General features: G+C 45.3%; 9 protein-coding genes. 4 read left to right on the top strand and 5 right to left on the bottom strand.

Annotated elements, in window-relative coordinates; genetic code table 11:
- Positions 1-110 precede the first annotated feature (110 nt).
- From ABIB39_RS07100 to ABIB39_RS07090, 3 genes are all read left to right on the top strand, one after another.
- Entirely contained in the window at positions 111-1,556 is a 1,446-nt protein-coding gene (locus ABIB39_RS07100) for an SDR family oxidoreductase (RefSeq protein ID WP_354428529.1), read from the top strand.
- A 103-nt stretch (positions 1,557-1,659) separates the two neighbouring features.
- Positions 1,660-2,577 (top strand): TIGR01777 family oxidoreductase, encoded by a 918-nt coding sequence (locus ABIB39_RS07095; protein ID WP_354428527.1) that lies wholly within the window; start codon positions 1,660-1,662, stop codon positions 2,575-2,577.
- Positions 2,570-3,886 (top strand): cryptochrome/photolyase family protein, encoded by a 1,317-nt coding sequence (locus ABIB39_RS07090; protein WP_354428525.1) that lies wholly within the window; start codon positions 2,570-2,572, stop codon positions 3,884-3,886. Before ABIB39_RS07095 ends, ABIB39_RS07090 begins: the two co-directional genes overlap by 8 nt.
- A gap of 7 nt (positions 3,887-3,893) precedes the next feature.
- Here the strand turns inward: ABIB39_RS07090 and ABIB39_RS07085 are convergent, their stop codons facing one another.
- The 4 genes from ABIB39_RS07085 to ggt all read right to left on the bottom strand — a co-directional run bounded on the left by ABIB39_RS07085 (position 3,894) and on the right by ggt (position 7,723).
- The gene (locus tag ABIB39_RS07085) at positions 3,894-4,820 is read right to left on the bottom strand and encodes an FKBP-type peptidyl-prolyl cis-trans isomerase (protein WP_354428524.1); all 927 of its coding nucleotides are present in this window, start codon (positions 4,818-4,820) and stop codon (positions 3,894-3,896) included.
- Positions 4,821-4,826: 6 nt separating this feature from the next.
- A complete protein-coding gene (locus ABIB39_RS07080; protein WP_354428523.1) occupies positions 4,827-5,336 on the bottom strand; it encodes an FKBP-type peptidyl-prolyl cis-trans isomerase in 510 nt (169 codons plus the stop codon).
- A gap of 85 nt (positions 5,337-5,421) precedes the next feature.
- Entirely contained in the window at positions 5,422-5,862 is a 441-nt protein-coding gene (locus tag ABIB39_RS07075) for a MarR family winged helix-turn-helix transcriptional regulator (RefSeq protein ID WP_354428521.1), read from the bottom strand.
- 163 nt (positions 5,863-6,025) lie between these two features.
- The gene (gene ggt, locus ABIB39_RS07070) at positions 6,026-7,723 is read right to left on the bottom strand and encodes a gamma-glutamyltransferase (protein WP_354428519.1); all 1,698 of its coding nucleotides are present in this window, start codon (positions 7,721-7,723) and stop codon (positions 6,026-6,028) included.
- A gap of 234 nt (positions 7,724-7,957) precedes the next feature.
- Between ggt and ABIB39_RS07065 the strand changes: the two genes are divergently transcribed.
- Positions 7,958-8,452 (top strand): hypothetical protein, encoded by a 495-nt coding sequence (locus ABIB39_RS07065; protein WP_354428517.1) that lies wholly within the window; start codon positions 7,958-7,960, stop codon positions 8,450-8,452.
- A 55-nt stretch (positions 8,453-8,507) separates the two neighbouring features.
- On the opposite strand, the gene ABIB39_RS07060 is transcribed toward ABIB39_RS07065, so the two are convergent.
- Positions 8,508-12,296 carry a S8 family serine peptidase gene (locus tag ABIB39_RS07060; RefSeq protein ID WP_354428515.1) on the bottom strand — a complete coding sequence of 1,263 codons (3,789 nt, stop codon included), beginning with the start codon at positions 12,294-12,296 and terminating at the stop codon, positions 8,508-8,510.
- Between the last annotated feature and the right edge of the window lie 176 nt (positions 12,297-12,472).

Raw genomic sequence — 12,472 nt, 5'->3', positions numbered from 1 at the left:
GCTAACAAACTTGTTACAAACCTATTAAGAGGAAGTTCCTGTAGCTTCCTGGCATTCGCGCCTATAAACAGCAATTTAAAACACCCCGCCAAAAACGTTGTTGCACCTACATGAAAGTGCTACTTGCAGGAGCTAACGGATACATTGGCACAAGGCTTATCCCCGTTTTATTGGAGAAGGGACATACCGTTGTATGCCTGGTACGTGATAAACGCCGCTTTCATGAACAGAACGATTACAGCGACAGGGTAACCCTGCTAACCGGCGATCTTCTTAAGGAAGAAAGCATTGAAGCCATTCCCGAAGATATTGATGCAGCTTATTACCTGGTACACTCCATGGCACAGGCTGATGATTTTTCCAAGTTGGAAGCGCTATCGGCACATAATTTTGTAAAAGCGCTCAATAAAACAACCTGTAAGCAACTTGTTTACCTAAGCGGAATCACAAATGCTGCCAACTTATCTAATCATTTGCTATCGCGAAGGCATGTAGAAGATGTATTAAGAGAAAGTACGGTAGCCCTAACAGTATTACGTGCCGCCATAATCATCGGCTCAGGTAGTTCATCGTTCGAGATAATTCGTGACCTGACGGAGAAACTCCCCATTATGACTGTGCCGCGCTGGGTAAATACCAAATGCCAGCCAATTGCTATCCGGGATGTATTAGGTTATTTGGAAGGCGTGCTTTTGAACGAGGCAACGTTCCAGAAAACATATGACATAGGCGGGCCGGATGTGCTCACCTTTAAACAAATGATGCTTACTTATGCCAAAGTACGTAAGCTAAAGCGTTACATCGTTACTATACCTTTCCTTTCACCCAAGATCTCGTCGTACTGGCTGTACTTTGTAACATCTACCAGCTACTCGCTTGCCCAAAGCCTGGTAGATAGCATGAAGAACGAAACCATCATGAAAAACCATGATATTGACAATGTGGTAAAACGCCAATGCTTAACTTACGAGGATGCACTTAAACTGGCGTTTGAAAAAATAGAACAAAACTCCATAGTAAGCAGCTGGAAAGACGCGCTGAACAACGGGTATCTGACCTCGGGATTTATGGACCAAATAAAGGTACCCCAAAATGGCACTTTGGAGTATAAAGTAAAACAGCCTTTCAATCGCGACAGCGCCGAGGTACTTAAAAACATTATGGCTATTGGCGGCAACCGCGGATGGTATTATTGGGATTGGATCTGGAGCATCCGCGGCTTTTTAGACAAGCTGTTTGGTGGTGTGGGCAGCAGGCGCGGGCGCACCAGTAATGTAAGCATATCTGCCGGCGACGTGGTAGATTTTTGGCGGGTGTTACTTGCTGATAAAATAAATAACCGCCTTTTACTTTATGCCGAAATGAAGCTGCCCGGCGAGGCCTGGCTGGAGTTTAAAATTATTGAGCGCCACAACCAAACCTTCCTGAGCCAAATTGCTACTTTTAGGCCGAGAGGCCTTTGGGGCAGGCTGTACTGGTACATCATGTGGCCATTTCACCTTTTTATATTTAAAGGGATGGCCAAACGGATAACAGATTTTGAGGAGGGTTCATAGACCATGCTTCATAGTTGACTTCAAAACTTCATCAATGAACTAATCATCTACAAACTCCTACCATGAACTATAAACTATAATTTACTATCATGAACTACGATCTATGAACCATAAACTAACTAAAAACATCCTCATTACCGGCGGCTCGGGTTTATTAGGCAGGGAACTAACTAAAGCACTGTTAGCGCTTGGCCATACCGTAAACCATTTAAGCCGAAGCCCGGGTAAAGACCTACACGTAAAAACCTTTTTGTGGGATGTTGCCAAAGGGCAGATAGACCCGCATTGCATAGATGGCGTTGATACCATTATACACCTGGCGGGCGCGGGCATTGCCGATAAACGTTGGACAGATGAACGTAAGCGCGAGATAGTGGAGAGCCGCACCAAATCTATAGGCCTTATTTACGGGTTAATGAAAGATAAAGCACACAAGGTAAACACGGTTATATCGGCATCGGGCATTAACTATTATGGCAACCGTGGCGAGAACTTGCTTACCGAGGATAGTGCCCCTGCAAAAGACTTTATTGGCGACTGCTGCGTAGCATGGGAAAAAGCGGTTGATGCAGGCAAAGCGTTCGATTTGCGAATCGTGAAATACCGTACCGGTGTGGTGCTTACTGCAGAAGGTGGCGCGCTGCCCCAACTGGCAATGCCTGTAAAACTGGCGGTGGGTTCGCCCTTGGGCGCGGGCGGGCAGTGGGTGCCGTGGATCCACCACCGCGATGCTATTGATATGTATTTGTATGGTTTGGATGATGAACAACTTACCGGCGTTTATAATATGGTGGCGCCGCTACCTGTTACCAACAAAGAGATGACCGTGGCCGTTGCAAAACAACTACACCGCCCGTTATGGGCACCCAACGTACCTGCGTTTTTAATAAAAATACTTTTTGGGCAAATGGCAAGCCTGGTATTAGGCAGCACGAAAGCATCGGCACAAAAAATTGAGGACGCCGGTTTTAAATTTAAATACCCTGATGTAGCGTCGGCATTAAAAGAAATTTATGGATAAGGATACCCCTGTAAGCATTTTTTGGTTTCGCCGCGACTTACGGGTAGCAGATAATGCCGGCCTGTACTATGCCCTTAAAAGCGGCAACCCTGTGCTGCCTATTTTTATTTTTGATAAAGAGATCCTGGACAAACTGGACGATAAGGACGATGCCCGCGTAAGTTTTATTTACAAAGCTATTGAGGAGGTTAATAAAGAATGCCACGAGCACAACAGCAGCCTATTAGTAGTTTATGACAAACCCGAACATATCTGGAAAAAACTCATCAAAGAATATAAAATAGCCGCTGTTTACACCAATCACGATTATGAACCGGCTTACGCCAAAGACCGCGATGGCGATATAAAAGAGCAGCTTGCAAAACAAGGCATCGAATTTAAAACCTATAAGGACCAGGTAATTTTTGAGAAAGACGAAGTAACGAAAGACGACGGCAAACCCTACACGGTTTACACCCCTTACAAAAACAAGTGGTACCAAAAGCTGAAACCGTTTTACCTGAAGGCTTATCCGTCTGAAAAATATTTGAAAAACCTGTACAAATTTAAGGCCCCCGCTCTGCCCACTTTAAAGGATATGGGTTTTGTTAAAAGTGAAATAGACTACCCCGAAAAAGAATACGATAAGGTAATTGAAGATTACGCCAAAAACCGCGACTTCCCCGCTATCACGGGCACCTCGCATGTTGGGGTGCATTTGCGTTTTGGTACAGTTAGCATAAGGCGATGCGCACGCGATGCACACAAAGCGCATGAAAAAACATGGCTGAACGAATTGATATGGCGCGAGTTTTATATGATGATCCTCCATCATTTTCCGCGAACTATGGACCATGCCTTCCGGCCGGAGTATGATCGCATTAAATGGATAAATGATGAAGCCCAGTTTGAGGCCTGGTGTAAAGGCGAAACGGGTTACCCACTGGTAGATGCGGGTATGCGCGAATTAAATGCCACAGGTTATATGCATAACCGCGTGCGCATGGTTGTAGCCAGCTTTTTAAGTAAGGACCTGCTGATAGACTGGCGCTGGGGTGAAGGCTACTTTGCCCGCAAGCTATTAGATTATGAAATGGCAAGCAACGTTGGCGGCTGGCAATGGGCTGCAGGTAGTGGTACTGATGCCGCGCCCTACTTCAGGATATTTAACCCGGATAGCCAGCTTAAGAAGTTTGATCCTAAATTGGAATACGTAAAAAAATGGGTTCCGGAATATGCCGACTTCAGCAAGTATCCAAAACCCATTATTGACCACGCTTTTGCGCGTGACAGATGTTTACAAGTTTTTAAAGAAGCGCTAAATAAATAGCAGCCCGTTACTCAACCTTAGTTACCTGGAACTCGAACCTTAGTGCCGAATTTGAAGGGATGCTGTTTTGTGCCGCGGTACCGTAACCCAAAGGCGATGGTATAAGTATTGAAATTGAAGTACCGGTAACTGCATGTTTTATAAGGGCATCCTTAACGCCATCTATAAGGTTATAAGGGGTTAAGGTAGTAGCCGTTGTTTTGCTCGATTCATCAAACGCAACGCCATTTAACAATGCACCGCTGTAGGTGGCTGTTACGGTAGAAAATTCGCTTATCTCGCCGGCAGCACCTGTGCCCGGGGTTATAATTTTATAGTAATAGCCAAGCGCATCTTTGGTATAACCTTTTAAGCTATTTGCAGCCATATAGTTATTTATTACTATATCATCGTAAGCCGGCTGGTCGCCAATTACGTGTACATAGTAATCAAGGCATTGGTTACCTGCAATACGCGTGTTAACATTGGTAATACTACCAGATCCAAAACCGTTAACGCCATAAGCTAGGCGCGATGGTATCAGTACACGCATACTGCCTCCCCTGTATTGCAACAGGTTATGTATAGCCAGCTGCAAACCTTTTGGCAGGTTATCGGCAGTTAAATGGCCCAAATATTCTTCGATATGGTTACTTATGGTGTCAGACGAGGTGTACTTGCCATCAAAAGATTTTAAAGTATAAACAATAGATATTTTATCGGCATATTTTATTGAATCGCCGCTGCCCGGTGTTAAAATCTTGTAGTACATGCCGGTTGTGCCCGTACCGTCAGGTGTTGGGTCCTGAATAAAATCGTTTAAACCGTTGCCACTTATGTATTGTTCAATCTGCTGTTTATCATACTCCCTGATGTCCGGTTGGTTATCAAGTTTTTTGCAAGCTGTAAGGCCTGCGGCAGCTATTAATAAAAAAGTAAAAATCTTTTGTTTCATCTAAAATTAGTTCGTTACATCTAAAAGTTCAATCTCAAAATCAACCACACTATTGGCGGGTAATTTAATTTCGGGCTGGTCATAAGGGCCGTACGCATAGCGCGATGCTGCTATAACACGGATCTTACCGCCCTTTTTTATATTAGGGATACCCAGTTGCCAGGCCCTTAAAACTTCACCCAAACTAAACGATGGATGAAAATTATTGCTTTGGCCAAATACAAATCCCGTGGTAAGTATTTTGCTGGTATAATCAATAGTTATCCGGGTAGAGTTTGTAAACACATCATTACCTATTCCGGCTTTTTCTTCAACATAATAAACACCGGTTTTAATCCCGGCGCTATCTACCTGCTGTATTTTAGCACTTAAACCGGGCGTAGCGGCTATATAATCCTGTATTATTTCATCATCTTTTGCCGCTTGTGTCCGTTCCTCCTCTAAAGAGTCGTAACCCTTTTGGCAGGATGAGAAACAAACTACACTCAAAAATAATATCAGCAGTACCCTGTTCATTTTCAAAAGGCAAATTTATTGTTTTATATGGCAATTACAGCAGCTTAACACTTTTTAACACTTAGCGGTTGCTAAATGCTAACGTTCAGGGTTTGTAATTAAGTGTAAGCTGGTTGATTTTTTTAAGCATATCTGTTAAATACTGCTTATCTGCATCGCTTATATGGGCGTTTAGGTAGTTATTAAACTGTTTTACAACGTTTTTGGCAAGCTGGCGTTTCTCTTTGCCCAGGTCGGTTAAATATATTTTTACAGATCGCTTGTCGCCTTTATTAGATTCGCGGTAGATAAGGCCCGTTTGCTCCAGTTGGTTTAGCATCCGCGATAAACTGGTAGACTTTAGCCCCAGCAGCGCCGCCGCCTGCGATACCGTTGTACCTTCTTCTTCAATATTTATAAGCAGGTAACCTATAGATTGTGTAATACCAAATTCGGTAACTAACTGGTTGTACCGGTTAGCAACAGTTTGCCAAACGATCTTTAAAAAGTAATCAATTGTTTCCTGGTGTTTTACACTGCTTCTCATAACTTGACAAACATAAGATTTTTAGTTGATTGGTAAGCGGGGAATGAATAGTTGATGGTTCTTAGATAATAATTCATGGTGGCAACAATTACACACCGTTTACTAATTATTAACCGCAATTACTGTTTTGCTATGATCTATAAGCCATCAACTATCAATCAAATTAATACCCCAACGCTGTATCATCCCCTCTGGGGTCGGCACCGCCGTGATAGCCGGTTTTGGTTTTCAAAATGGCATCCACACGGCCAATTGCACCCTGGTTGGTTAGCTTATACCCTTTTCTTTGGAGTTTAGCCTTTACCGTATCACTTAAGGCACCGGCCTCGCTTTCGATCTCATCCGGCAGCCACTGGTGATGAAAACGCTTTGCAGCCACCGCTTGTTGCATATCCATATCAAATTCTATCACATTTAATACCGTTTGGAAAACCGACGTAATAATGGTAGAGCCGCCCGGCGTGCCAACCACCATACACAATTTTCCATTTTTTTCAACGATTGTAGGCGTCATGCTGGATAACATACGTTTACCCGGTTGGATGCTATTGGCCTTGCCCCCAATTAAACCGTACATATTTGGCACGCCCGGTTTCGAACTAAAATCATCCATCTCATTATTTAGCAAAAAGCCCGCGCCTGCCACAAATATTTTGGAGCCGAAGGTATCGTTCAAAGTGGTGGTAATAGAAACCGCGTTGCCATCCTTGTCTACGATTGAATAATGGGTGGTTTGGTTGCTTTCGTAGCCTATGAAGGTACCGGGTTGTATGCTGGTGCTGGGTGTAGCGGCATCCCAGTTAAAGTTTTGCATTCGGCCGGCAATATATTTCGGCGCAAGCAGGCTATCTACAGGCACCTTAAAAAAATCAGGGTCGCCAAGGTATTTAGAGCGGTCGGCATATACGCGGCGCTCTGCCTCAGTAATTAATTGTACCGTGCTATCACTGTTGAAACCGTAACGGTGTAATGGATATCTCTCTACCGACCGCAGCAATTGTAACAGTGCTACCCCCCCGCTTGATGGCGGCGGCATAGTGATGATCTTGTAACCTTTATATTTCCCCGTAACCGGTTTGCGCCATACCGAATGATAATTCTTTAGGTCAGCTTTGGTGAAAAGGCCTTTGCCGGCCTTCATTTCGGCAACAATCAGATCGGCTACCGGCCCTTCGTAAAAACCGGCGCGGCCTTTATCGCGTATGGCGGCCAGTGTTTTGCCAAGGTCTTCCTGTATCAGTATGTCCCCTTCTTTATAACCACCTTCTTTAATGAGGTAATTTTTACCCGGATTTAGTTTCCTGAACTCAGCCTCGGTACGGGTAATATCTGATGCCAGGCGCTTAGTCATTTTAAACCCTTTGAAAGCCAAATTTATAGCCGGCTGCACTAAGGTTGTCCATTTTAACCTGCCATATTTTTTATGTGCCTGCACCATGCCATCTACCGCGCCTGGTACACCAGATGCCTCGTGAGTGTATAAACTCATATCGGGTATCACATTTCCGGCTGCATCAAGGTACATGTCTGCGTTTGCCTTTGCGGGTGCCATCTCCCTGAAATCGAGTGTTTTTGAGGCACCTTTTGCCGGGCGATACACCATAAATCCGCCGCCGCCAATGTTGCCGGCCTGTGGGTGGGTAACCGCCAGCGCAAACTGCACTGCTATAGCCGCATCAACCGCGTTGCCACCTTTTTTTAATACATCAAGCCCGGCTTTAGCTGCATCGGGATAGGCGCAAACAACCATCCCATTTTTGTATTTGGGGTTAATGGGCGGCTGATCCTGCGCATAAGCGACTTGACCAAATAATATAATAATTACGATTAATTTAAAAGATGACTGCGACCGGAAGCTCATATATGCAGATGTAAATATTTGGCAATTTAACCCATTTAAACCCACATTTGCAACGCTTGCAGGTTCAATATTATCAATTTGTAAATCAACAGCATAATCAATAAAGCCTTTTTAAATTTCTTAAAAAGAACACAAAAAGCCATTTTCGCCGTTTATTACGCAAAAGCAAAAATTTACATCAGGTGGCAAAGCTTTAAATTTCAGGCAAAACACCCACCTAAATAACTACCTTTTATGAAAAAATTTACTCTCATCGCAGTATTGTTTACTTCGTTTTTATTGTTCAGCAAAACTTCGCAGGCGCAAGATTATAATACTGCCGTTGGTTTAAAATTTGGCGGTTACGAAAACGGCATTTCAGTTAAATATTTCATGAACAGCACCGCCGCAATTGAAGGCGTGCTTGGCCTCCGCAACCATGGCGCGGTGTTAACAGGGTTATATGAATTACATCAACCTGCATTTAACACGCCGCTACTGAAATTTTATTATGGTTTTGGCGCGCACGTTGGCTCGGTAGGTAAAGGTGTTTACAAACGCTTTGGCAGCGACGATAACATTTACAACGACAGCCATATTTTACTTGGTGCCGATGGTGTGTTGGGTTTAGAATACAAATTGAAGGAGTCGCCAATAGCCTTCAGCCTTGACCTTAACCCACGCCTTGAGTTAGCTACCGGTCCTTTCTTTGACCTTGCGCCGGGCCTGGGACTAAAGTACACGTTTTAAGCATCCCTTACCATTATAACAACAAAGCCTGTGCAGATTGCATAGGCTTTGTTGTTTACTTCACAATAATTATCTTTTTCGAATACACTTTATCGCTTAGGTTTAGCTTGAGCAGATAAGTACCCGGTAGCCTGTCGGTAGTGTTTACTACCGTACTGTAATTACCTGCTGCACCTACTTTTTGCGTGGCTTGGTAAACTATTTGCCCTGCAGTGTTCAGTAATGAAATGCCGAGATTACCTGCAGCCCTGGCCTCAAACACCACATTAAAATAAGTTGTTGCCGGCACCGGGAACACACTTAAACCAATATCTGTACCCTTATCCGGGTTTTTGGCTACAATGGCATAGGTGAATTTATCAGACATTGCCACGCAACCATTATCGAGCGTAACTTGTACCTGGTAATTACCACTTACCAACGGCGTGTAGGTGGCGCCGGTAGCGCCTGTTATCAGTTCATCGTTCAACAGCCATTGGTTGCCTGTAGTTATGTTAGATGCTAACACATCCCCGGTTTGGGTGATCGTCGGTTTTGTAATAGTTACAGGCACACGTGTTACCGAGGCACAGCCGGGGCTGCGCACCTGCATATCGTACAGGTAATAGTAAAAGTTTTTATAATAGGTAGTATCCGTTTCGCTGGTGCCGGATACTGCCTCGTTACCGGTAATACTAAATATATTACCAATAGTGAATGGATAACCCGTTACCCCGCCGTTGTTACGATAAATAGTCGCGTTGTTTTCGTAAGATGGCGTTATTGTGTAGGCACCGGCTTCCGGCAGTGTTAGGTTAAGGTTATACACCTTTCCCTGGTCGGCAGGATCGTCGGGCTGTACGCCTGCAGCGGCGGTGGTGCGTGTTGCCGTAACATTTAGCGTAACCGTTGATACCACCTCGCCATTAACATTGGTAGCCGTAAATATAACCCGGCCAGGGTTGCCAATATACAAGCGGGCGCTCTCTATAACAACAGGCACTTTCGTGTTTATTTTGATGCCGGGCGTAAACTGGTTGTAGCCGCCAGCGCCAAATACATTTTTGTTGGCAGGACCAACCTTACCGCTAAAATCATTAAGCCCGGCGTAAAAAGTATTGTTAACAGGCGCTGCTGTAACACTTGCCGGCGAACCGTACCCTACCGGGATAGCATCAGTAAGTGACTTATACCAGAACAGTTCGCCATCGCCATTGCCCGATAATAAATACGTTTTGGTATTCGTGCAGAAATAGGCCAATAAATTGCTAACCTCGGGCGAGAAGCCGATGCTAATGTTACCTGTAGTTTTATTGTTAGACGCAAGCGGATCGCCGGTTAGTTTAGTTTCGGCAGTTACCGTGTAAGTGGCACCCGGCGTAGTGTTAAATTTACCGCTCAGGGTAAAATCTGTTTCCTCTTCGGGGTTTAGCGTGCCGGTGTATGTTTCAGTAAAAGTATTAACCGTATTGCTGTTAACCGAAACCACTACCGTAACCGGGATATTGCTGATGGCCGCGCTGCCATAGTTTTTAAGCCTTACCGTAACGGCTAAGGCCGGCGCACAGGTAACCCCGGCATCAGAATTTACTATCGCGATGGCACCCGCGTCAATAGCAGGTTTTAAAAATTGCACGCGGTAATCCTGGGTCTCGCCTTTACCATAAGTTCCGCATGCGGTAATGGTTGACGCCGCGTTGGTTTCGTTCAATACAATGCGCAACAGGCTTATATTGCCAGGCGACACCGTAGCAGGAACCGCGATATTGCCACTAATAGTGCCTGTAGCATTTACAATAGCTGTTGTGGCCACCAGTTCATCAGCATCAAAAGTCCCGTTGCCATTCCAGTCTATAAATATTTTGGCGGCTTTGTTAAAGTTAGCCCCGCAGGTGCCCAATGCAATGCTAAACGGATAAGTTTTTCCGGCTTCTAATTGGACGGAAAGCGCAGTATTATCGGTAAAGGAAGTGCATCCCGCAGGCGCGGTGTAATTAATGTTAGATAGAGAGAAACTGTTAACCTTAGCATCGGCAGTTGATGTTGGGGCCGACGCGCAATACGGGTTACCACCTGCACCAGTTACGATAACAGAGTACGCCTGGCTGCCGGACCTAAGCGTGCCCTTGTGCGAAATGGTGATGGTGTATTCTTTCCCGGGTACAGCGTTGGCAATGTAAACCTGCTCCAGGTTATCCCTAATATTATCACCTTTTGTGGCTGGTGCCGATGGGTTATCGGGCGTTAATACCCATGGTGTGTATGTGGTTGCTTCGTCGGCTATGCGCAGGTCAAGGTCGTTTACCAGTTTTGGGGTGCGGTCGTTTATTGTTGTTCCTGCTGTAGGGGTACCTTCGGGGTCGGTCCATGAGATGCTAACCGCCAACGGCCCTACGCCCGAAGCTGTCACTTTAAAGGTGCGGGTTTGCCCCTGCGTTAACGTCGCTTCATCCAGGATGCTTTTGGCGCCGTTATCGGTAATGGCTTGCGCGGCTTTGGTCATATCCAGCAAACCCCAGCCGTAAATATAATCGGGGCCAACGTTGCCGGCGTCAAACGCGGTGTGGCATGCCAAACCTTTTAAGGTAGCGGCGCGCATAAAATTACCCCCGTTTTTTTGCGCGTAGTACTCCTGCAACAGGTATAACGAGCCCGTAACATTTGGCGCCGCCATTGAAGTACCCGACAAGGTTAAGTAAGAACTTGTGCCCTGCACACCTGTAGATAATACCTGTTCGCCATCGCCAACAAGATCCGGTTTAATACGGCCATCATCTGTTGGCCCCCAACTGCTAAAAAACGATACAGCAACGTCGGTACGGTTAACCGGCCCGTTGGGCAGGGGACCAACCGAACCAACCGTTAATATATTTTTAGCGTTACCTGTTGTAGTGATAATATCGTAGCCATTATTACTGCTTATAGTTGCCGGCCGGGGCCCTTTGTTTACAAAAGTTGGGTTAGTGCGGCTACTGAACCCGTAATATGTTGAGCCCACAGCAGGCCCATTACTGGACCTGCTGTTACCTGCCGATTCTACAATTAAATAGTAAGGCGCGTTGTAGGCTACCTGATCGAACGATTGCACCCGCGAGTCATAGAATCCAAAGTTATAATCTTCGTTATCGCCGGGCAGGCCGTACCATTCCCAGCGTGCATCACTACTGTTATAATCCCAGCCGCCTACGTCACCGTAAGAATGGTTAGAAAGCAGCAAACCTGTTGCCGCCGCGCTCATTTCAGAAACATCGTTATCAAAATCCCAGGCAGACAGCGTGGTTGCGCCAAAGCTCATTCCCTTTGCAGGGGCGTACACACCCTTTGCTATCATGGTACCGGCCACGTGGGTAGAGTGATCAAGGATGGCGGTATTATCTTTGGCCGTAATGGTTTTACCTTCAAACTCGCGATGGGCCTGGTAAACTTGCCCCCCATCCCATATACCCAGTTTGTTATTTAAAAATGCGCTGCTGCCACTTAAATTTAAACCTAAAGCGCCACCCGGCTGCACGGTATTTGTACCCGTTGTTGCTGCCGCAATTGTATTATTATGTGTTATCAAATACACGGGGAAGCCGTGGCTGTTGATACCCTCCAACGCAACCAGGTTGCCCGCTTTGGTAGTACGGCGGATAGTCCATCCATTTGCGGGGGCTAATGAAAGTGCCCTTTGATACCCGGTTCTGAAGCTTTCTCGCGAGCGGACAGACAGGGCATCCAGCCGCTGTTTTTTGTCGGCATCTACAGGTATTTGCCGCTGTGCAACAGCCGGGGCCAAACAGCTAAATAAAAGGATGTTAAATAACAGTGCCGCGTAAAATTTTCCCATAAAGTTCAAAGCCGTAGTATTTACAAGTTTCCGCATTTAGCGCCGTATTAAAAAATATTGGGGATTGATAATTGCATTAATTTATTAATGCAATTATAAGACGACAATTTGCAGCTGTTAAACATCTATATGCGCGGAAATAGAAGTTTATGACCCATTTACGACATTCTAAAGGTGTATTTTTTTACCCGTTTTGGGGATTTTATTGCGCA

The organism is Mucilaginibacter sp. UYP27 (assembly GCF_040547175.1).
Taxonomy (GTDB): domain Bacteria; phylum Bacteroidota; class Bacteroidia; order Sphingobacteriales; family Sphingobacteriaceae; genus Mucilaginibacter.
This window is presented reverse-complemented; position numbering and strand designations above follow the sequence as displayed.